Below are 21,346 nucleotides of genomic sequence, written 5' to 3' on the forward strand. Positions count from 1 at the left end.
ATTTTTATTGAATAATCCTTATTTCGGTAAGTTACTACATAAAACTAGATTTATATAAAGAAAAATGCTTCAACTAGAAAGTAGAAACATTTTTATGTAGCAGGAATTTGAAAATGAGAGTCGAATTTATGTGGATATCAACTGAAGTTGAATCTATGCTTGTTCCATATATGCTCATGAAATATATACTAACTAGAAATAAGAATTATGCTAGTTCAAAGCCTGCCTTTGATGCTAGCATATTGGACGCAACTGATCTTAGAATCATCCATCATAATTTCCTTAGAAACTGGAACAACAGCATAATTCTTATTTCGGTAAGTTACTGCATAAATTCTTCCTAATTAAAATCTCCATCATATATTGCTTTTGCCATTGGGAAAGGTTCAAGTGCTCTTTCTAGAATTCCTTGAACATATCCTATTAATACTCCATAATTTACAATTGGTATTTCATATTTAACTGCATTACCAATTCTTGAAAGCATAGCAGCTCTATTTAACATGCAGCCTCCACAATGAATGATAAGTTTGTATTTCTTAACATCATCAGTAAATGAATTTCCAGAAGAATATTCAAAATTAATTTGTTTTCCTGTCATCTGACGTACCCATCTTGGTATTTTAACTGTTCCAATATCATCACATTGTCTGTGATGAGTGCATCCTTCTGAGATTAATACGTAATCCCCATCTTCTAAACTTTCTACTGCTTTAGCTCCTTTTACAAGTTCCATAAGATCTCCCTTATATCTTGCTTGCAATATTGAAAATGATGTAAGCATTATATCTTTAGGCGTATCTGCTGATGCCTTTAAGAAAACTTGTGAATCTGTTATAACAAGTTTAGGTTTTTTCTTTAAATTTTCAAGAGTTTCTCTTAACTCATGCTCTTTTGTTACAATAGCTATGGCATCACTTTCAATTATGTCTCTTATTGTTTGCTGCTGAGGAAGGATTAATCTTCCTTTAGGAGCTGCCTTATCAATAGGCGTAACAAGAACAACTAAATCTCCTGGGCTTATAAGGTCTCCAACTAATTTAAATTTATCTTCATTATCTGGTATTACGCTTATAATTTTTTGCTTAAGCTCATCTATTCCATTTTTATTTAATGCAGAAACTGAAACAACAGTAGTTCCAATTGTCTTTTCTATCTCAGCCAATTCCTCTTTTTCTATGCTTTTCTTATCTGCCTTATTAAAAATACAAATTGTAGGTATCTTCTTTTCCTTTATTTGATCTATTATTGATCTATCATTCTCAGTAACTCCAACAGTAGCATCTACCACTACTAATGCAACATCTGTTTTTGATAAAACTTCAATAGTTTTCTTTTTTCTTGACTCACCTAATTCACTTTCATCGTCAAGTCCTGCTGTATCAATAATCATACAAGGTCCTATCGGAAGAATTTCTATAGCTTTATAAACAGGGTCTGTAGTTGTCCCCTTAACATCAGAAACAATTGAAATTTCTTGATTTGTAAGTGCATTTATAATACTTGATTTTCCAGCGTTTGTCATACCAAATAGAGCAATATGTACTCTTTCTCCAGACGGTGTTGTATTTAAACTCATATTATTTCTCCTTTGAATTAATTTTAATTACTCAAAAATATTTTTTTAAGTTGCCTATTCTATTATAATATAAAATATAAAGATATACATTGCAAAATAATTCTTTATTTATTGATGATTTATTATCAGTACAAAAATATTAAGGAGTGTTCATTTTGAATTATAGATTAGAACAAGATGTATTAGGTGAAAGAAATATTGATAATTCTACATATAGTGGAATAAATACAGCAAGAGCTTTGGAGAATTTTGATTTAAACAGCAAAAGTGTAAATCTAAATTTAATACGAGAAATTGCCCTTATTAAAAAAGCAGCTGCTATGACAAATAAAACCTTAAAATTTCTTGACCCTGAAAAAGCCGATGCAATAATAAAAGCAAGCGAAGAAGTTATATACGGAAAATTTGATTATGAATTTAAACTTAGTGCATTTCAAGGTGGAGCTGGTACATCTACTAACATGAATGTAAATGAAGTTATTGCTAACAGAGCTATTGAATTGTTAGGAGGCGTTAAAGGGGACTACAATTTAGTTCATCCTCTTAACCATGTTAATATGTCACAATCAACTAATGATGTTTACCCTTCTGCCCTTAGAATTGCGGCAATTAGATTAATAAGAAAATTAAGTGATTCTTTATCAAGTTTGCAAGAAGCTCTTCAAATTAAGGAAAATGAATTTTCAGATATAATAAAGCTTGGAAGAACTCAGTTAATGGATGCACTTCCAATGACTGCGGGGCAAAGCTTTGGAGCATATTCTAAAGCTATCGAAAGAGACAGATGGAGAATATACAAAGTAGAAGAAAGATTAAGACAGATAAACCTTGGTGGTACAGCTATAGGTACAGGTTTAAATGCTACAAATAAATATGTATTTATGATGACAGATATTATCCAAAACCTTACTGGCCTTGGAATAGCAAGATCTGATTACCCTATGGACATTACACAAAACTGTGATATATTCGTAGAAACTTCTGGACTTTTAAAATCGTGCAGCGTAAATCTTCTTAAGATTTCAAATGATTTGAGGCTCCTTAATTCTGGTCCTCGTGGTGGAATAGGAGAAGTACTTCTTCCTAAGATGCAGGCAGGCTCAACAATTATGCCAGGAAAAGTTAATCCTGTTATCCCTGAGATGGTTGCTCAAGTAAGCTTAAGAGTTATTTCTAATGACAGCGCCATAACCATGGCAAGTTCTATGGGACAATTAGAACTAAACGCTTTTACTCCACTTATAGCAGAATGTCTACTTGAATCTCTAGAACTTCTTGAAAGAAGCGTCACACTTTTTAAAGATAAATGCATAAATGATCTAAAAATGGATGAGGATAGATGCTTAGAAAACCTAGAAAATTCCTTAGTTTCTGCAACATCCTTAGTTCCTCACCTAGGTTATGATAAAGCCAGCTTAATATCAAAAAAAGCCTTAGCCACTGGAAAAACCATAAGAGAGATTCTTCTAGAAGAACAAATATTACCTGAAGATATCATTGATAAAATATTATCTCCAACTGAATTAATAAGAACCCATATCCCAGGAAAATAAAACAAATTGAATGTGCCCTTTAAAGTATATTTTTACTCTAAAGGGCACACTTTTATTTTAATAATAAAATCTTGGAATATTCCTTTCATTATCAAATCCAGGTATAACTGGTGGTCTAAATTCATTCATTCCAAAGCTTCTGCTTGATTCAGTTGTATTAAGTTCTGCAAGTTTTGTTACTCCAACATAAATATCTGATATCCTATACCATGTTGCATAATCAACTACTCCTGTTTGAGGTAATGTAAATATTTGTTGAAATGTTTTAACTGCTGCAGCTGTCTTTGGTCCATATTTTCCATCTTCAGCTATCTTAGGAATGAGCGGATAATTTCTTGCTATTCTGTTTAATTGACCTTGAATTACTCTTACAGCTGGTCCAGATGACCCAAGTGTTAATTCTCTTCCTGGGTATGACATTGGTATTCCTGCAACCTTCTCAGCTGTAGTTAATTCAATATTATTTCCATAGTAACGTGTTAATATATCGTATGGTCCAAGACCTTGGCGTGACAATTCCTGACTTCCCCATTGACTTAACCAGTTAGGACAAGTAACGCTCTTTCCATCGCAATATTGTGCAAAAAGCGGCTGCTTTCTTCCAACTCTTCTTATATATGTTGAAAAGATTTCATCTACAATTTCACTTATGTTATCATAAATATTTCTGCCATAATTAAATGCTTGATCATAAGCTGTGGAACTTGTAATATCGAAATTTTTTCCCTTACCTCTATACCATTCAGTAAATATTCTATTTAATGTGAATGATACAATACAGAAAATATTTGCTCTTATAGCTGATCCTGTCCAAGTTGAATATATTTCACATGAGGCAACATTTTTAATATAATCTTTAAATGGCACCTTATAATTTGGTGCTGATGGATCATTTGGACTACCTTGATGAACAATGACAAATTCAGGCACTACAGGCTGTGGTAATACAACCCCTGAAGTTGGCGGTGGTAATGGCTTATCTTCTGCCTCTGGTATCTTAGGAGGAAAATTTCCATTCAAAGTATTTGGCAGTATGTCTATAACTTCTTGTCTCATAGAGCCTCTGCCTAAATTAGGTTGCAAATTACATATCTGATATGCAATTTCTGTAGGAAACACTTGGCATCCTCTTATTATTATAGGATTAAACCCTTCTCTCTCAACAGTTATATCATATAAACTATAAGGTATTTGATTACTATTAGGATTTAAGGAATATTCCAATGGTGGTGCCGGTAGTTCTATAATATTAGTTAATCCAACTACATCAGTAACTAACTCAATGGTTCTATCATTACCTAAAGTAGATTGTCCTCTTACTGTTATTCTAGCTCTATCTACTGGAATATAATCGTTTCCTCTGAAACATTGTATCTTCAAGCCACCTATTTTTGGTGTAGCACTTCCAGTGCTTGGCGTCGTTCCAGTATTTGCTGGGGCACTTCCTGTAATGTTTCCTGCACCTAATGTAGCACCTCCAGTACTTGGTGTTGTGACATTCCCAGCAGCGCTTCCTGTAGCACCTCCTGCACTTAAAGTTGAACCTCCAGCTGTATTTGGTATCATATTTTCGCCAGTACTACCTGTAACATTTCCACTACTTATATTCTCCATAACATTCCTCTTTCTATTTTTTCAAGATATTATATTTAATAAATGCAATATTTATTACTAAAAAATATAATTATGGTTAATAATTATTTACTGAAAGTGCATAATATTTATGTACTCTTAATATCTTTTTATGTGAAACCTTTAATTTGGAATTTTATATTCCAGCTTAATTTAATTGAACTCATACAGGACAAATAGAGCATGAATAAAGGAAAGTTTCTTCAAGATAAAACGGTAGTGTTGGTGGAGAAACTATACGAAATATCTTATGAATCTTTGGTCTATTACTTTCTTTCATGTACCTAAAACAAATTTTAGGAGGTGTATTTTTAAATGATGACACAAAAACTAGATGCAAAAGACACGCTCAAGATAGAAAATGAAAAGAGAAGAAAAATATTGCCACCTGAACAGACACTTATTAATCTTGATCTGCAGACTGGAGATGTAATGGCTGATATAGGATGCGGCATTGGATATTTTACTATTCCCGCCTCTAAAATTGTAGGAAAAAACGGTAAGATATTAGCACTTGATATATCAGATGAAATGTTGCAAGATGTTGAAGAAAAAATAATTGAAAATAACATATCAAATGTTGAGACTATTTTAACAGAGGAAAATCACTTAAAATTAGAAAGCAATTCGGTCACATTTGCTTTTGCAAGTAATATAATTCATGAAGTCGAAGAAAAAGAGAGATTTTTAAATGAAATAAAAAGAATAATATGCCCAGAAGGGAAAATTGCTATACTTGAATGGGAAAAAATTGATAGTAATTTTGGACCTCCTATTGAACGTAGATTAGACAGGATGGATCTAATAAAACTATTGGATGAACTTAATTTTTCAACCATATCAACTATAGATATTGGTGAAGACTTCTACGGAATAATCGCCCAAAAATAAAATCAATTTCTATTGATAAACCAACTAATACCTGAACTTATGGGTATGCCTCACCGAAATGAATAGCATACTTTTGTTCCAGTTTCTAGGTAATTCTGCTGGGTGATTCCAAGGCTATGAAGTTGCCCCCAAAGTGCTAGCCTCAAAGAACAAGCTTTGAACTAGCACATTTGGAACAACTTGTAGCCAAAGAATCACAGCCATCAAAATTACCAACGAAACATTCCACAAAAGTATGTTACTCATTTCTGGTTGGAAAATACTTCATGGTTCAAGTATAGTTTATGATTGTGTTATCTATATTTTTATATATATCCAAGCTAAGAAATTGACATATAAAGCAAGCTAACTCATGTAAATCAAAGGTATAAGTAAAAGCTTGTCTATATGGATAAACAATTTAAGAACTTCATTTATACTTTACAATAAATACAATACTAGAAAGTAGAAACATTTTTATGCAGCAGGCATTTAAAAATGAGCTGTTAAAAGTGCTTTATTGTAGGTTGTTCTACTTGTGCTTGTCACACTGAAAATGGGAGCAAGCACAAGTGGCGACAACCTGCAATTTAGCACTTTCAGCGAAATTTTTATAGTCCTGCGAAGCAACAATGTTTTTACTTTCGGTTGGCTATATGTATGATTCTAATCCATACTTGGTTTATCTATATTTATATCACAAAAAAAGAGCCCCTCTTTATAAGAACTCTTTTTTATCTAGATTTCTAATCTAGCTTAATTGAATTAAATGGCTATACTCGTCCAAAATAGAATCTAATTGTTGACTTGCAACAATTACCTCAGGATCGAACAAATCAACTTTTTCCTTTATTATATTTAGAAGGTTTTGTTCCATCTCATAAATTTGCCTATCTATTTTGTTTATAGAATCCATAATTAATTCTCCTTTATTTGTTAATATCTTTAAGAATTTTTTTATAATTTTATCAGATAAACCAGTAAGGTATGTTGCCAAAATTGCTGCATAAGGAGGGTTTGCTTCTATTTTCTACTGATTTATTTTAATTTGTTTTGACACTAATATATTAACCTTAACTTACACTTATACTCTTTAAAAATATTAGAAAAAATAGTATTAATATAACATCTTGCCTACGTTTAACCAATTTCATACATAATATCAAATATAAAAGTAAATTTATATCTTAAAAATAAGTGCTTATGAGTAGTCATTAATAAATTAAAACAATCTATCCTAAAAACTCTATTTTTACTAATTATAACTTGAATATATATTACAATGTTTCATAGACTACTCTTGATACAACATTCAAACTTATTAAATTGCACCCCCGGCCATTATTCTTCTCTTTTACCAGCCCCTTATTAATTAAGGGGCTATTTTTATTAAATTATATATTTTAAAAATTATAGAATTGTTGTGCCTAATTTTGAATATTTTATTCATTTGAGGGCAAGCTATTTTCATATTAATTTTTGTGAAAAGGAGAATTTTAATGAACAAAATGCTATTTCAAACTCGTAGAGAAAGAATTATATCATTTATCAAACTACTAAATAAAGATCTTGATTTAAGTTTTACTGAAAAGGAAATCGAAGATGATAATTTCACAGATATGCCTAAAAAGAATAATGTTATCCCATTTAAAAAAGTTGAATAACAATGTATCTATATTTATTAAAGTAGTCCAAGATATCTAAATATAATAAGCAAAAAAGAGTGCCAATTGTTGTTTGTTATATGTTAAAAAACTTAACAACATAATACTCACTCTTTTTTAATTTATTAAAGAAATATTTTATTACGGTAATCTTCTGAACATTTCATTTCCTTTAATCGTTCTATTACGGAGCTGTCTCCCCAAAAATGAATTGGAAACACTTTATCTGTATTAGTGTTTTTCATGAAATAATCAAATCCTAAGTAAAATTCGTCCCCTTGCCTAGGGTCTAAAACTACAAATGCAGCATCAAAATGTCTATTCTTGATCTTATTAATTTCTTCTTCAAATCTTTCTCTTGCACTTTCATTGTCCTTTTGATCCCTTCCATTCCACCACCATAGATTAAGATCTCCCGCATGATAAATTGTTTTATCTTCTGCTGTTACAATAAATGCTACGCCCTCATCTGTTGAATTTAATGTCTCTATTTTCAAATCTGATATTTCAAGAGTTTTATTAATATCTATAAATTCTATTTTTTCATAAACCTCATCAACAACACCATGAGTATTAAAAAATTTTCTACCAAATTTCTTCTTGATATCTTTTGAAAAAATGTACACAACATTTGGATATTTATTTAATAACTGAAAAATATCTATATTAAAATGATCATGGTGATTATGGCTTGAAAACACGTATATTGTCTTTTCTGGCTCAAAATCTGGAAGCTGACCTTTAAAATAATCAAATATCAAAACTACTTTATCAAGTTCAACTGAAAAACAGCTATGTTCAACATATGTAATATTCATTTGCATCATCCTTTTTTTATAAATTTCATCTCATGCTCTACATCCACAAGAGTAATCTTCACCAATTTAACTTAAATAATCAATTCTTTAAGACAAGCAAAATCACTGGCGAATATATTTTATTTTTTACTCTCTATCAAATCTTAACTTACTAATCTTAAATAAATCCTATCATAACAACTATAAATATCAAAAATAAAACTGCTAATCCAGTAACCAATACCTTTACTTTAAGCATTGAATAAAATATTTTGCAAAACTCTTCTTTTAGAAACTTAGAAAGCACACTTATTTTTTCCTTATAGCTTATATAAAGAAGTATTAATAATATAGCGATTAAAACTGCTATTAATAGATACCATTTTGATATTTCATTATATTTATTCCAGTTTGCTCCAAGAACCCTTCCCAAAGATATAAATGTAGTAGTCCATATGAATGCACCTAAATATGCACTAATCGCAAACTTCTTATATGATACCTTAGTCATGCCAGAAAAGTAGCCTGTAATATGCCTTATTCCTGGAATAAAATATGCTACAATCAGCAATATACCACCATATTTTTGATACCATGTTGAAATCTTATCCATCCTATTTTTATTTAGATGAATATAAGATCCATATTTCTCAATTAATTTTATTTCTAATGCCCTGCCAATGAAATATGATATAGTAATACCTATTATAGCCCCACTTGTAGCCACTATAATGCTGAGCAGATAACTCATTTTATTCATATAAACAACATATCCACAATAAGTCATTAGTGCCTCACCAGGCAAAGGAAATGCTATTAATTCTAACGCTAAACTTATAAGCACTGCTATATATCCATAATGATTAAACAATTCTATAACATGATCCAATACTCTCACTTCCACGGCTTAATAATTTTCTGCATACTTCCTTCGCAATAAATCTTATCTTAATTCTCCATATTTGATAAAGAGTCGCAAGCAAATATGATTTATTTGGAATTAATGCATTTATTATATTACTAATTATAACCTCTTTTCATTTATTTTGCATAGTTTAATCATTTAGCATATATTCCTTTAAACATTATAAAAAGCCAACAGAACAAATATAACAATGTTATATTGCTCTGCTGGCTTTTTAACCGCAAGGGGATAGTTATTATATTGCGAAGAAATGGTTTTCTATTATTCTATGTTACTAATTACTTTAAACCTTGTTCGTAGCTTTCAATCATGTGCTTAACCATGTATCCGCCAACGTATCCATTTTGTCTTGAAGATAAATTTCCTTTATCTTGATTTTCGTAATCATGTAATCCTACTTCTGAAGCAACCTCAGTTTTTAATCTGTTTAATCCTTGTTTTGCTTCTGGTACTAATGTTCTGTTTCTTCCACTATTATTTGATGACATATACATCTACCTCCCTTAATTAATATTTTGTTTGCAGTAATATATTAACCAGTATGATAAATTATAATCTATAAAAATATTAACAAAAGTAGTACAGATAGCTTGTATTAGATAACTTTAGATAATCTTATGTTTTACTTTGAATCCTTTACCATCATTTATGATATTTATTCCTAAAATATCAGTGAATTGTTTAAGACTTTTCATATTATTTATAAATTTAACATTTCCTTTAGCAATCAATTTCTTAATTACTTCTATTATGTCTTTTTTTTCAGCAGAACTTAGTTCCATAGAATTACTTAGACACTCTCTATTAATATAAGTTAAAGTAGTCCATGCCTGCTCCTCTGATATACTGTTTATATCCATTAACACCCATGTAAAATCTTTTCTTCTACTATTTTCAGGATATGCAGCTTTAAAAAATTCTATAAAATTATTTATTGGCTTGGGATCTTTTTCTTTAACATACTTTCCAAGCTGTGATTTTAAACTATTCTTTAAATACATTATTGTATTGGGCTTTATAGCATCCTTTAAATTATCAATTTTAGTATAAATATTTCACCTTGAGCATTTAAATTACTATTATTAATCATTCTTTATTAATTACGTTGTAGACACATCTAAATTGTCATATGCACGATTTAGAGTATATCCTCTTCCCCCAACTTCCCTAACGTCTGATACTGTTATAAAAGCGCTATAATCAATTTTATTAACAATATTTTTTACTTTTTGCAGCTTCTCAGCTGGAATAACTGTGCTGATAGCTTTAGCTTCAACTTTTGAGTATCCTTTTTCTGCATGCAATAAAGTTACTCCTGTATCTGCCTCTGAGATAATAGCCTTTTTTATTTCATCATAATGATCGCTCATAATAACTACTTGTATCATTTCTTTTCCAAAAGTTAAAGTCTTATTTAACATAAAATAAGTTAAAAATACAACAACCAGACCATACAATACATTAGTAGCACTTGAAAATGTAATCTGCAAAGTTAAAATGCATAAATCAATGACATTTAAAGTGATATGAACTGGAGTATTAAATTTTTTATTTATTATAATTCCTATAATATCAATTCCACCAGATGATGCATTTGCTTTTAATATAAGTCCTGCTCCTATTCCTATTAAGCATCCTGCAAGGACACATGATAATAATATATCATTGCAATAATGATGCAAATTTTCATGCTTTTCAAAAAAGTCCAAAAGAATAGGAAATAAAAATGTAGATACTAAAGTAGATAAAGCAAATTTCTTTCCTAAAAAAAATAATGCCGATAAAAATAATGCAATGCTTATAATGTACACAACTATTGTCAAGCTTGCCCCAGTAAAATGATTTATCACTCTTCCTAATCCTGTAACTCCACCAACAATAATATTATTCTCTAATATTAATGTGCTAATAGCAAAAGCTATTAATATATTCCCTAGAAGAATGTAAATTAAACTATTGATTTTTCCTTTCATATTATCACCCCAAGACACAGAATACCATAATACTTGAAACAAAAATGTAATCTATGTTACAATCTCATAAAAGAAGGTGAAAAATTTGGATAAAATAAAAATTCCAGAAGAATTATATTATTATTTTGAAAAAGTTGGAAAATCATTAACATATAATAAGAATGATATTATCTATATGCAAGATGATAACGCAACCCATTTATACTTAATAAAGGCTGGCCGAGTAAGAGTATATTCTTCTTCAAAAGACGGTAGTGAAATTACAATAGAGATAGTTGAAAAAGGTAGAATATTTGGTGAATCATCTTTCATTCAAAGTTCAAAACAGCCTACTACAGTAAGTGCGGTTAATGATGTTGAATTGATTTCTTGTTCATTAGAAGATCTGTATCCTTACCTAACTCAATCAAAAGAATTGATGATTCTGCTTTTTCAGTTGCTTTCAAATACATGTAATCATCTTTCAAGTCTGCTTAACCAAGCTTACTTTTATAATCGTTATGAAAAGGTAGCTAATTTTTTATTGCAACAGACAGCTGTTCCTAATAAAGATAAAAATATAAGCGAAGATTGCATTCCTTATTCTCATGAAGAAATCGCTTCTTGCATTGGTCTAAATAGAGTTACAACCACCAAGATATTAAACTACTTTAGCAAACTAGGATATATTAAACTAAAATATAAAAAGGTAATAATACTAGAACGAGAAGCTTTAATTAAATATGTAGAGTAAAAGGCTAAAATTATCTTAAAAATAGGCTATGTTTTAATATAATGTTGAAATATAGCCTATAAAAATTATAAGTGGGATTTCCCACCTACAATACTTAATATATATGAAAATTATGAAATATTTATATATATGTCTTTAAAGTGTAATTTTAAATATTTTTCCTTTCCTATGAAATAAATTGTTATCACTATAACTTGAATATTCTCCTACTTCTATGCCCAAACGATTATACATAGAAAATACCTTAGGATGACTTGATTTTAAATAAATTGCTTTATAATGTTTAGATTTATAATATTGTATTATGTTCTTCAACCACATTTCTCCATTTCCTCTGCCTTCTTGGGCTATATGAAAATAGTTGAATATCAAAATGTCTTTATCCTCTTCGTTTATCTTTATAGGTTCTTTAAAAAACATCTTATAATCAAGAATGCCACTACTAACAAGAGCAACACCTAAACATTTTTCGTCTTTCTTCATAATATGAAAGTCCATATTTATATTTTCATTGTTTCTTACATTCTCAATTAATTTACAGCAATGATAAACTTCATTATAATCATCCCACTCATTTTCCGCTTTAAACAGTAAATTTTGTATTATTGGTGCAAGATATTCGCTTTTAAATTCACTTGAAACTCCAAAATTAATACCATTAGTTTTGCTAATAATCTTCATTAACGAACCTCCTTGTATAATCTAGTTGTAACATTTGATAGAAAACTATTTATCTTTCTAACGAACATTACACCTCTTATTATTTTTAATATTCTAATTTATTACTTTGCCTACGCCCCGATAGGGAATATGCATTTCATATCTTAAATAGTTTTTTATTTAAATTCCTTAAAGGAATCTAACCAAGTTTTATATAGTCTAGTATAATACTCCTGAATAGAAGATAGATGTAAACCTCCTGGGAGGTCTTTTAGAACCTATACCCGTAAAAAAGCGTATCATTTCATCAGGTAGAATTCTATGTTTAGCTGGTTGGGTTTCCCTTCGGGAATTACCCGTGTCACAAACAAGGTTATAAGCTATCTGACAGAGTGGAAGTTCTATTCTATATCTAAAATTTAATTTAAGGAGATATATACAATGTCTAATTTTTTTTATAGTCCTGTAATAGGAATTGATGTTTCAGCTGATTTTTCATATACTGCAATACTCGCACCGAATGGTGATATTTATAAGAAGTCATTTAAAATAAAGCATGATCTCAATGGCTTCAACCACTTAGTTAATGAAATAAAAAAAGTGGAAGAAGAGTTTAACATGAAAACTGCAATTTTCATGGAGTCCACTGGCGTGTACCATTTATCTCTTTTCCACTATCTTAATAAATATTTCGATAACACATTTGTTATCAATCCACTCGTTACTAAGTCTAACAAAAATGGTGACATAAGAAAAGTGAAAAATGATAAAAAAGACGTTTTATCTATTGCAACAATAGGAAAATTTCAAAACATTAAGTTATCACAACAACTTAGCCTTGATATTTTTCTTCTGAAAAATCTTGTAAGAGAGTATTACAAACTTACAGATACTAGCTCTACTTTTAAGAAAAAATTATCCGCTGATTTAAGAGTTATTTTTCCTGGCTATAATACTATATTTTCAGATTCAACATCTAAAAGTTCAATTGAGCTTTTAAGTCAATATCCAACGCCACAATCAATTTTAGAGGCACCTAAGGAAAATATAATTAAGATTTTCCTTAATAGCTCTAAAAAGGGCATTATCTGGTCGGAAAATACATATTCCAAATTATTTAAGGTTGCTAATGAAGCTAAAATAATTGGCTTACCGTTAGACGGTTTAGCCGTCAAAATAGCCAGCTCTATAACATTAATAAAAACTATTCAATCAGAGATTGATACATTGCTACAGAAAATTAACAATTTTATACAGTCTGAAACTTTTCCTGAATCTATTAGAGCTAATATTGAACTAATTGATTCAATTCCTGGCATAGGGCAATTAACTGCTATTACTATAATAGCTGAAATAGGTGATATTGATGGTTTTCTTAAGCCCAAACATCTTGTAGCTTTCTTTGGTATTGATAGCTCAGTTAATCAATCAGGTAATTTTAAAGGCGATGATAATAAAATTTCAAAAAGAGGAACTCGAATCGGTCGAAGAGCATTATATTCTGTTGCACTAGCTTCAATCCGTAACAATCGTAATGGAGTTCCTATAAATAAAGTCCTATTAGATTATTATCAAATAAACCTTAAAGGCAAAAAGCCTAAAATCGCCTTAGTCGCTATAATGCATAAAATTATAAACTACATTTTTGCTGTTCTCCGAAATCAAACTCCGTTTGAGCAAAGAGATCCCAAAATACATAAGCAAATGTTCCTAGAAAATAACTCTTTAAACAAAGTCGCTTAATTTTATTCCAATTTCTGTAACCGTTCGTGTTTTAAAACGGTTTGTTTGCCATACTCTTTTTCCAAAAACTATTTTTTTGAAAATTAACTTGACTATTATTAGCTGGTCTTTTTAAATAATGCTCTTAATTAATTGCTATTGCTTACTTGATTATAGTTTTTTTATAATGCTTATTATAACATAATTTACAAAACACCATGTATTCTATACGAATACTTCATCTGCTTCAATAACACCATCAACATATACCTCACCTAAAAATGTGCTTATACAATCAAGAAGATAATATCTTGATTAGTAATAATTTAAAAGGGGCCACTGACAATTTGAGAGTGAAATTTCCTTTAAAATCCTCACTTGTTATTTTAAAGTATACTATTTCAAATCTACCATGAAACAATAAAAAAATCGCAGGCGACTGTGGTTAAGTTCCGTATTGTGCTTCGCACTCTTTTCATATGTGTAGATTTTTTTTACGCATCTGCCTTTCCGAACGCATGTGAGGAAAATCTGGCAGGCGAATAAGATTTCTTTTTTATTCTTTTTCTATACAAAAACTAATTAAATAGCCTTCTTCATAAGTTATCCACAGATTCTATTACATTATAAATTCCCACAAGTGTTGATTAACCAAATTTTTACTTTAAATTATTAACTTATTTTTGATATTTTTCAAAAATAAGTTAATAGATATATAGACTTCGACCTTAAGACTTTTTTTAAGCAATTTTCTTACAAATTGAATTAGTGATAATTTAACATATTTTAAATTTTTAGTCGTTTCAACATAAGTAAATTGAAGCAAAACATAAGCTATCAATGATATGAAAAGTTGATTATAGACAGCATTTTCAGTTGTTCCAAATATTCTTTTTACATTCAAGTTTTGTTTTATAAATTTAAAGAAGGTTTCAATTTTCCAACGTTCCTTGTATATTTCTGCTATTTTTTCTGGAGTAATGTTCATTAGGTCAGTGCACACTTTTACTGATTTACCATAATAATCAGTAAATTCAACTACTCTAAATCTATTTTGAGTTTTTTTAGTCTCTTTTCCTAAATAACATGTAACATCTCGAATTACAGAAGAATTTTCTACTACTCCTAAACTTCTCAATTTCTTTGGTTTTGAAAGTATTGTATTATTTTTTATTCTTATAACAAAAGATTGTTTTATTTCTTTAAACATATCAAATCTCTCATGATTTTCATAAGCCCTATCTTCAACTAAAATAGAGTGTACATCTATTAAACCTTCACCTATCGGTCCATCATGCTTTTTAGCAATAGTTTCAATAACTTTTTGTGGTGTAAAGTCATTAATATTTAAAGATATATGAAGTTTTATTCCAGATTTCTTCCCATTAAATTTTGCCCATTTAAGACGGTTTTCACCTACGGTCACGGTAGTTGAATCAATTGCTATTAATTGTTTTGGCAAATTTAGAATTCTTCGCATTCTACGATTACATTTAGAAACAATAATCTCAAATAAAGTTTTAGAAATTTTGTAATCTACCTTAGAGGCTTTTTTAGAAATAGTTGAATAATCAACTGGTGTTAGCCCTACTGATTCCATATGCTCAACGCCATCCCTATAACTCTTATATTCATTCGTAGCTGCTGCAATAAAGAATTTTATTAAATCATATAATGTGAATTTTCTTGCAGTATCAACATATTCTAAAATTTTACTAAATTTTTCAACTTCCTTTTCACTTAAAAATGTTTGAAATATATCAAATATAGTGGTAGTATTTTTCATGAGGGCATTCTCCTTAAGTATTATTTTGGTTCGCACTTTAATATTACTACAGAATGACCTCATTTTTTATATATTTTCACTTCTATTTTTTGGTTAATCAACACATATGATAAATTCCTATAGAATAAAAAAAAGAATGTAGTAGATTTGTTGTACACAAATCTAGCTACATACCTGAATATTGTGGTATATAGATTCTTTCATAATTACAAGACAATAAAAATCTAAATCACTATACTGTAAATGTATAACATTTACTCCTTTGTCACGCGCGCAAATGTCTCATTCCACTCTTCGACCTCTATCCTTTTATACAAATTGTCATTCACATAAATTGCTACCTCATCATAATTCGAATCTTCTATCTCTTCCTCAATAAAAAATGGCATCACTATAGGAATGCAATACTCCCCTTCTTCTTCAGGCTTACGCCCCATTTTAATAAAAAGTTCTGCTACTCCTGGATCTTTTATATGCACAATATTGCCTGGATAAGTGCCAACTATTTTAACTTCATCACATGGCGTTGGCATCTCACCTGTCACAAATATATAAATTATCCCGTCTCTTCTATATGCAGTAGCTTTTTCTAATGCTCTCATCATTGTTCTATATGGACTTCTATCAAACATATCTTTCTCCAAAGAATTTATTAATAATTTATATTATGAATATGACTCTTAATAGTTGCTTATCATGAATATTTCTTAATAAAATACCACAACACTCATGAATGTTGTGGTATTAAAAATTTGGAAATTATAAATCATTTTACACGCTTTTTCATTAGTTAATTTATAAAGATTAATATGAATATACTTACAAAGTTGTTAAAACTCTAAGTTAATATCTTCACTTGAAATCATAAACTATACTTAAACTATGAAATACCTTCAAACCAGAAATGAGTGATATACTTTTGTGGAATGTTTTATTGGTAATTTTGATGGATGTGATTCTTTGGCTATAAGTTGTTCCAAATGTGCTAGTTCAAAGCTTGTTCTTTGAGGCTAGCACTTTGGGTTCAACTTTATAGCCCTAGAATCACCCATTATAATTACCTAAAAACTGGAACAAAAGTATATTATTCATTTCGGTGAAGTATACACATAAGTATAGATTATAGGTGGATATTTATATTTAAATGTTATCTAAATCATTAAAATATCTGCTCATTTTGCTCATAGCTAATTTCTTTGAAGCTCCTGATTTTCGCCACTCTTCAACCTGTTCCATGGCTTCATTAGGATTCTTTCCTAAGCCAACAAGTACACCTGATAATATAAATTCTTGATACAAATGCTCAGAATTGACCCCTTCTTTTGATTCTGTTAAGGCGCGATTAACTAGTGGAGCAATATAACTAACCCAATCATCTGGAGTAAGATCATTTGTGTTCTCTATATTTTCTGTAATAACTGTATCTTGTCTCATTAAGCTTCTATTCATAGATTCATTATTTCCAATACTATTTAATGTAAATAGATAATTGTATTTTGAAGCATGCTTTAATTCGTCTGTAATTATATCAAATAATACATCCCTGTAAACTCCTTCAGGAAGTCCTCTCCTAATAGCTCTATATCTTTCTACTGCTGCTAGCTCTCCAAATAAAGCTTTCTTAATACCTTCTAAATATGATTCAGGGACTTCAAAATTTGCTTCTTCACTCTCCATTGTAGCATCCATATCACCTGTAAAATCTTCATAGATCCCTCTAAACAACATATTATGTCTGCGCTCATCATCTCTAATAGATGATATTATTTCTTTCTCTTCATTTGTTGGCGCTTCACTAATAAGATAATCATAAAACAATTCATCTTCTCTTTCTCCTTGAATTGCTTTTTTTACCCCCTGAATTGCTATCTGTAACTGATCATCATTGTTCATCTGATAATTATTACTCATTTGATTATTATTGTTTTCCATAAAATATTATTGATTCTCCTACAAATAATTAACTCACTTTCATTGTATTAATTTATAATTCATTTGTGCATTAAAATCAATAATCCCCTAGCTATGCCAATAATATAAATTATCTCAATTCAGTATACTTATCACCCACATTTCCATGTGGTACTAGCAGTCAATAAAAGTTACTTTAAAAAACAAAATTTATATATAAACCTATTTTGAAATATAATTCAGTTTAATATTATGGTATAATTTGGTTTACATAACTTGTATGTTAGGAGTTATTATTTATGAGAAATAAAAAGAAATTTTCAATATTGCTTTTTTCAATTTTATTAATATTAGCTTTAGGAACAGGATATTACTTATATCATAAACCTGGAACTTTGAATAGTTTTTTATTAAATAATTATAACAAAGAAAATATTGAACAAGTAGAGATTAGAAGTACACTTTCGAGACAAGATAAATCAATTAAAGATAAGGATAAAATAAATGAAATCTTAGCTAATGTTTCCAACATAAAATTAGTTCGACATTATGGTAGTACAGCTAATAAAACAAAGGGTGCTATTCATATTTACATTTATGATAAAAGCAGGATTACTACTGATATTATCATACATGGGAAAGAATATATTAATATTATCAATGACTATGATAACTCAAATAAAGAGTATAAAATCATTGATAATAGCTTAGATTTAGATTATATAAATAGATTAATTTCATAAAAAAATCAGTATCTAATAATGCAGCAGCTGGCGATATTACTATCGGATAAAAAATCAGGCATACATTGGTCTAAGATTAGTATGCCTGATACATAAGCTGCTATGCTATTACAAAATTCAAATTAACTTTCTGTTTCTGTAAAATCATCTACTGGGAATATTATTCCACCTTTATGCCTAGCAATTGTTTGAACTTCACTAACTATCAAGCTATGATCTAGCATTTTATAACATCTTTCTAAATCATTATTTTTGACAGCTTCTGAAAATTCAATGAATTCATTAACCATACGGTGTTCATAATTATTTTCATTTACTTCTGAGCTAGTTCCATCATTCATAAGTAATTCAAATCTCTTACAAACATTGGCTGGAGTGTCTTGATATATACAACCTTTATCTCCTTGAATATTATTTGCTATAGGTGCCTTACAATCTTTTGCACCAACACAAACACATTTAAATTTTCCATAATCTAAGATTAATACACCTGATGTATCTATTCCCCTCTCAATGTTTGGATAATACTCAACATTTTCTGGTTTGCCAAACAAACCTACTACATAATGGATGTTATAAATATTTAAATCCATTAATGCTCCACCAGAGAATTTAGGATCAAAAGCAGGTAATACCTTCCCCTCTTTAAAGCTGTCATATCTGCTAGAGTATTGAGAATAATTACACTGAACAATCTTTATATTCCCTAAAGTCGGAAGTAACTCTTTTATCTTTTTATAATTTGGGAAATATTGATTAGTTATAGCCTCAAATAAGAATAATTTCTTTTTCTTAGCTAAATCACTTAAAATTAATGATTCCTTATATGTTGATGTAAATGGCTTTTCAACTATAACATTTTTATCAGCCTCTAATGCTTTTTTAGCAAATTCAAAATGTAAATTATTTGGCACACCAATATAAATTATATCTAAATCACTATTTAGTAGTTCATCATAATCGCAAAAAACCTTCTTAATCCCATACTTATCTTTTAATTCATTCAATGCCTCTTCACTTCTTGGAGTTCCGCAAATAGCCTCTAATTCTATATCTTGTAAAAGATGACTAATTGAAAGAAAATCCTTTACTATCATCCCAGCTCCAACAATTCCTAATTTCATATTAATTCCTCCCTTTTACTATTGATATCTCTTTAGTAACCTTATCAGTAAATACTCAAATATATTTAACTAAACTCAATTTCTTTTTAGTTTTTGCTTATTTACTAATATATATTTCCTCTAGCATAACAATTAGCCTAAGCTCTTTATTTATTCGATATCATAGTTACTTTTAATAGCATTATAACCTATAAATTTAATTTAATCATCCCAAATCAAACCAATTAATAAAATTCAAAGTTATTATTCTTATCATCATAGTATTTGAAGTAATTCCTTTAACGAATGTATTTCATAGTTAGGAGATATTGATGATTCATTTACTGTTCCCTCCTTGCAAAACCAACAAGTGTCAATTCCAGCGAGATTTCCTCCCTTAATATCTGATGTGATAGAATCTCCAATAATTAATGTTTCTGCCTCATTGAACCCTTCAACATGATCTTTGACATAGTTAAAAAATTCAATTGCTGGCTTATTAGCGCCTATATCCTCTGATATAAAACAGTCTTTAAAGTACTGTGAAATTCCAGCGCCATTTATTCTTGAATACTGTGTCCTCGCAATTCCATTAGTAACGATATATAAAGTATACTTTTCATGCAGTTTACTCAAAACCTCATGGGCATCTGGCATTAACTGCACTCCTTGATTTAAATACAATCTATAGGTCTTCTCCCACTCTCCACCATCTATACTCTTCCCATACTCAGACATTAACTTAGAGAATCTTGTATTTAATACTTCATCTACTTTAATCTTTCCTAGTTCAATATCAGCCCACATGCCTTGATTGATTTTTTTATAAACTTCATACAATTCTTCTGAATATATTTCACCCTTATCTCTAATTAAACTCTTAAACGATTCTCCTTCGTTTGCATCGAAATCAAGTAATGTATTATCAACATCAAATAATAACGTATTGTATTTCATTTCATGCCTCTCCCTTTCCTTTTATGGATATACAACTCTAAAACTAGATTTATGTAGTAACTTACCAAATTATAAATATTTTGTTCCGAAAAGCTATGAAAATATCGCTGAAGCTTCTAAGCAGCAGGTTGTATCCACTTTAGCATGCTCCAACTTTCATAAGGAAGCTCGACTCATTACATTCGCTGAGGAAGTTCGAGAACCCAAAATAAAATTTTGGACTCTCACTTCACAAGCTAAAATGTAACAACCTACTGCTAAGAACCTTTAACAGCTCATTTTCAAATGTTTTCTTCATATTATGACCCTTGTGGTTACAAATATATTTATGATTTCTAGTGAAGATACAAACTTTAAATATCAGCAACTTTGTAAATATGTTCATCTAATTTTTAAGTTGTTTATCTATATGGATAAACAATATATAACTTAGACTTATACAACAATTACCCGAAAGTATAAATCAAATTTTCAATGAGGTATCTATATAGATAACCCAATTATAATATATAATTTGGTCAATTGAAATTACTCAGTGACGAAGTGAGTCGACTTTCCTTCTCTATTTATATATCTTAATTATTTTTAATCTTTTTATTAAAATATCTATTGCGCCCATAAAAAGAGTATTATCTAGGCCTCTACTAAATTCACACTCATCTTACTAATTTCAAATATAAAAATAATGCCAAAAATTATCGCAAGATTATTCTTGTTTGTTTATATATATGGTAATAT

21 protein-coding genes are annotated in these 21,346 nt (G+C 29.4%); 7 read left to right on the forward strand and 14 right to left on the reverse strand.

Annotated features, from left to right (window positions below):
- Nucleotides 1–113: 113 nt before the first annotated feature.
- Nucleotides 114–344, forward strand: coding sequence for a hypothetical protein (locus tag KEC93_RS16610; RefSeq protein WP_111944669.1), 231 nt, complete (start codon nucleotides 114–116; stop codon nucleotides 342–344).
- Here the strand turns inward: KEC93_RS16610 and hydF are convergent.
- On the reverse strand, nucleotides 341–1,579 hold the full coding sequence (gene hydF / locus KEC93_RS16615) for a [FeFe] hydrogenase H-cluster maturation GTPase HydF (protein WP_023973830.1): 1,239 nt from the start codon (nucleotides 1,577–1,579) through the stop codon (nucleotides 341–343). The genes KEC93_RS16610 and hydF overlap by 4 nt on opposite strands.
- Nucleotides 1,580–1,734: 155 nt before the next feature.
- Here hydF and KEC93_RS16620 point away from each other — a divergent pair, with 155 nt between their 5' ends.
- A complete protein-coding gene (locus KEC93_RS16620) occupies nucleotides 1,735–3,132 on the forward strand; it encodes an aspartate ammonia-lyase (RefSeq protein ID WP_077869341.1) in 1,398 nt (465 codons plus the stop codon).
- A 57-nt stretch (nucleotides 3,133–3,189) separates the two neighbouring features.
- Here the strand turns inward: KEC93_RS16620 and KEC93_RS16625 are convergent, their stop codons facing one another.
- Nucleotides 3,190–4,746 (reverse strand): peptidoglycan-binding domain-containing protein, encoded by a 1,557-nt coding sequence (locus KEC93_RS16625; RefSeq protein ID WP_238893217.1) that lies wholly within the window; start codon nucleotides 4,744–4,746, stop codon nucleotides 3,190–3,192.
- A 333-nt stretch (nucleotides 4,747–5,079) separates the two neighbouring features.
- On the opposite strand from KEC93_RS16625, the gene KEC93_RS16630 reads away from it, so the two are divergent.
- Complete coding sequence (locus tag KEC93_RS16630; RefSeq protein WP_077869342.1) at nucleotides 5,080–5,655, forward strand: class I SAM-dependent methyltransferase; 576 nt, start codon at nucleotides 5,080–5,082, stop codon at nucleotides 5,653–5,655.
- 730 nt (nucleotides 5,656–6,385) lie between these two features.
- Here the strand turns inward: KEC93_RS16630 and KEC93_RS16635 are convergent.
- Entirely contained in the window at nucleotides 6,386–6,550 is a 165-nt protein-coding gene (locus KEC93_RS16635; RefSeq protein ID WP_012059427.1) for an aspartyl-phosphate phosphatase Spo0E family protein, read from the reverse strand.
- Between the two features lie 583 nt (nucleotides 6,551–7,133).
- On the opposite strand from KEC93_RS16635, the gene KEC93_RS16640 reads away from it, so the two are divergent.
- The gene (locus KEC93_RS16640; RefSeq protein WP_023973835.1) at nucleotides 7,134–7,298 is read left to right on the forward strand and encodes a hypothetical protein; all 165 of its coding nucleotides are present in this window, start codon (nucleotides 7,134–7,136) and stop codon (nucleotides 7,296–7,298) included.
- 125 nt (nucleotides 7,299–7,423) lie between these two features.
- Here the strand turns inward: KEC93_RS16640 and KEC93_RS16645 are convergent, their stop codons facing one another.
- From KEC93_RS16645 to KEC93_RS16665, 5 genes are all read right to left on the reverse strand, one after another.
- Nucleotides 7,424–8,116 (reverse strand): MBL fold metallo-hydrolase, encoded by a 693-nt coding sequence (locus KEC93_RS16645; protein WP_077869343.1) that lies wholly within the window; start codon nucleotides 8,114–8,116, stop codon nucleotides 7,424–7,426.
- Between the two features lie 157 nt (nucleotides 8,117–8,273).
- The gene (locus tag KEC93_RS16650) at nucleotides 8,274–8,993 is read right to left on the reverse strand and encodes a DedA family protein (protein WP_242960335.1); all 720 of its coding nucleotides are present in this window, start codon (nucleotides 8,991–8,993) and stop codon (nucleotides 8,274–8,276) included.
- A gap of 305 nt (nucleotides 8,994–9,298) precedes the next feature.
- A complete protein-coding gene (locus KEC93_RS16655; RefSeq protein ID WP_012059430.1) occupies nucleotides 9,299–9,508 on the reverse strand; it encodes an alpha/beta-type small acid-soluble spore protein in 210 nt (69 codons plus the stop codon).
- 117 nt (nucleotides 9,509–9,625) lie between these two features.
- A complete protein-coding gene (locus tag KEC93_RS16660) occupies nucleotides 9,626–10,021 on the reverse strand; it encodes a hypothetical protein (RefSeq protein WP_077869345.1) in 396 nt (131 codons plus the stop codon).
- A gap of 99 nt (nucleotides 10,022–10,120) precedes the next feature.
- Complete coding sequence (locus tag KEC93_RS16665; RefSeq protein ID WP_077869346.1) at nucleotides 10,121–10,993, reverse strand: YitT family protein; 873 nt, start codon at nucleotides 10,991–10,993, stop codon at nucleotides 10,121–10,123.
- Nucleotides 10,994–11,069: 76 nt separating this feature from the next.
- Here KEC93_RS16665 and KEC93_RS16670 point away from each other — a divergent pair, with 76 nt between their 5' ends.
- Nucleotides 11,070–11,726 (forward strand): Crp/Fnr family transcriptional regulator, encoded by a 657-nt coding sequence (locus tag KEC93_RS16670; RefSeq protein WP_236886673.1) that lies wholly within the window; start codon nucleotides 11,070–11,072, stop codon nucleotides 11,724–11,726.
- A 135-nt stretch (nucleotides 11,727–11,861) separates the two neighbouring features.
- On the opposite strand, the gene KEC93_RS16675 is transcribed toward KEC93_RS16670, so the two are convergent.
- The gene (locus tag KEC93_RS16675; protein ID WP_039768287.1) at nucleotides 11,862–12,407 is read right to left on the reverse strand and encodes a hypothetical protein; all 546 of its coding nucleotides are present in this window, start codon (nucleotides 12,405–12,407) and stop codon (nucleotides 11,862–11,864) included.
- 420 nt (nucleotides 12,408–12,827) lie between these two features.
- On the opposite strand from KEC93_RS16675, the gene KEC93_RS16680 reads away from it, so the two are divergent.
- Entirely contained in the window at nucleotides 12,828–14,129 is a 1,302-nt protein-coding gene (locus KEC93_RS16680; protein ID WP_111944670.1) for an IS110 family RNA-guided transposase, read from the forward strand.
- A 643-nt stretch (nucleotides 14,130–14,772) separates the two neighbouring features.
- On the opposite strand, the gene KEC93_RS16685 is transcribed toward KEC93_RS16680, so the two are convergent.
- The 3 genes from KEC93_RS16685 to KEC93_RS16695 form a co-directional block, all read right to left on the reverse strand.
- Nucleotides 14,773–15,894, reverse strand: a complete 1,122-nt coding sequence (locus KEC93_RS16685; RefSeq protein WP_172462699.1) for an IS4 family transposase — start codon at nucleotides 15,892–15,894, stop codon at nucleotides 14,773–14,775.
- A 254-nt stretch (nucleotides 15,895–16,148) separates the two neighbouring features.
- Complete coding sequence (locus KEC93_RS16690; protein ID WP_077869466.1) at nucleotides 16,149–16,526, reverse strand: hypothetical protein; 378 nt, start codon at nucleotides 16,524–16,526, stop codon at nucleotides 16,149–16,151.
- A gap of 508 nt (nucleotides 16,527–17,034) precedes the next feature.
- Nucleotides 17,035–17,826, reverse strand: coding sequence for a ferritin-like domain-containing protein (locus tag KEC93_RS16695; protein WP_077869467.1), 792 nt, complete (start codon nucleotides 17,824–17,826; stop codon nucleotides 17,035–17,037).
- A gap of 278 nt (nucleotides 17,827–18,104) precedes the next feature.
- Here KEC93_RS16695 and KEC93_RS16705 point away from each other — a divergent pair, with 278 nt between their 5' ends.
- A complete protein-coding gene (locus KEC93_RS16705; protein ID WP_077869468.1) occupies nucleotides 18,105–18,548 on the forward strand; it encodes a hypothetical protein in 444 nt (147 codons plus the stop codon).
- Nucleotides 18,549–18,670: 122 nt separating this feature from the next.
- Here the strand turns inward: KEC93_RS16705 and KEC93_RS16710 are convergent, their stop codons facing one another.
- Both KEC93_RS16710 and KEC93_RS16715 read right to left on the reverse strand, forming a co-directional pair.
- A complete protein-coding gene (locus tag KEC93_RS16710) occupies nucleotides 18,671–19,672 on the reverse strand; it encodes a Gfo/Idh/MocA family protein (RefSeq protein WP_039769421.1) in 1,002 nt (333 codons plus the stop codon).
- Nucleotides 19,673–19,927: 255 nt separating this feature from the next.
- Nucleotides 19,928–20,608, reverse strand: coding sequence for a YjjG family noncanonical pyrimidine nucleotidase (locus tag KEC93_RS16715; RefSeq protein WP_077869469.1), 681 nt, complete (start codon nucleotides 20,606–20,608; stop codon nucleotides 19,928–19,930).
- Nucleotides 20,609–21,346: the final 738 nt, after the last annotated feature.

Origin of the sequence: Clostridium beijerinckii (assembly GCF_018223745.1) — a bacterium.
Lineage (GTDB): Bacteria > Bacillota > Clostridia > Clostridiales > Clostridiaceae > Clostridium > Clostridium beijerinckii.

Excerpts from the sequence above, each read along its gene's own strand:
- KEC93_RS16610 (WP_111944669.1), top strand. The coding sequence starts at position 114 with ATGAGAGTCGAATTTATGTGGATATCAACTGAAGTTGAATCTATGCTT.
- hydF (WP_023973830.1), bottom strand. The coding sequence starts at position 1,579 with ATGAGTTTAAATACAACACCGTCTGGAGAAAGAGTACATATTGCTCTA.
- KEC93_RS16625 (WP_238893217.1), bottom strand. The coding sequence starts at position 4,746 with ATGGAGAATATAAGTAGTGGAAATGTTACAGGTAGTACTGGCGAAAAT.
- KEC93_RS16630 (WP_077869342.1), top strand. The coding sequence starts at position 5,080 with ATGATGACACAAAAACTAGATGCAAAAGACACGCTCAAGATAGAAAAT.
- KEC93_RS16635 (WP_012059427.1), bottom strand. The coding sequence starts at position 6,550 with ATGGATTCTATAAACAAAATAGATAGGCAAATTTATGAGATGGAACAA.
- KEC93_RS16640 (WP_023973835.1), top strand. The coding sequence starts at position 7,134 with ATGAACAAAATGCTATTTCAAACTCGTAGAGAAAGAATTATATCATTT.
- KEC93_RS16645 (WP_077869343.1), bottom strand. The coding sequence starts at position 8,116 with ATGAATATTACATATGTTGAACATAGCTGTTTTTCAGTTGAACTTGAT.
- KEC93_RS16655 (WP_012059430.1), bottom strand. The coding sequence starts at position 9,508 with ATGTCATCAAATAATAGTGGAAGAAACAGAACATTAGTACCAGAAGCA.
- KEC93_RS16660 (WP_077869345.1), bottom strand. The coding sequence starts at position 10,021 with ATGTATTTAAAGAATAGTTTAAAATCACAGCTTGGAAAGTATGTTAAA.
- KEC93_RS16665 (WP_077869346.1), bottom strand. The coding sequence starts at position 10,993 with ATGAAAGGAAAAATCAATAGTTTAATTTACATTCTTCTAGGGAATATA.
- KEC93_RS16675 (WP_039768287.1), bottom strand. The coding sequence starts at position 12,407 with ATGAAGATTATTAGCAAAACTAATGGTATTAATTTTGGAGTTTCAAGT.
- KEC93_RS16680 (WP_111944670.1), top strand. The coding sequence starts at position 12,828 with ATGTCTAATTTTTTTTATAGTCCTGTAATAGGAATTGATGTTTCAGCT.
- KEC93_RS16685 (WP_172462699.1), bottom strand. The coding sequence starts at position 15,894 with ATGAAAAATACTACCACTATATTTGATATATTTCAAACATTTTTAAGT.
- KEC93_RS16690 (WP_077869466.1), bottom strand. The coding sequence starts at position 16,526 with ATGTTTGATAGAAGTCCATATAGAACAATGATGAGAGCATTAGAAAAA.
- KEC93_RS16695 (WP_077869467.1), bottom strand. The coding sequence starts at position 17,826 with ATGGAAAACAATAATAATCAAATGAGTAATAATTATCAGATGAACAAT.
- KEC93_RS16705 (WP_077869468.1), top strand. The coding sequence starts at position 18,105 with ATGAGAAATAAAAAGAAATTTTCAATATTGCTTTTTTCAATTTTATTA.
- KEC93_RS16710 (WP_039769421.1), bottom strand. The coding sequence starts at position 19,672 with ATGAAATTAGGAATTGTTGGAGCTGGGATGATAGTAAAGGATTTTCTT.
- KEC93_RS16715 (WP_077869469.1), bottom strand. The coding sequence starts at position 20,608 with ATGAAATACAATACGTTATTATTTGATGTTGATAATACATTACTTGAT.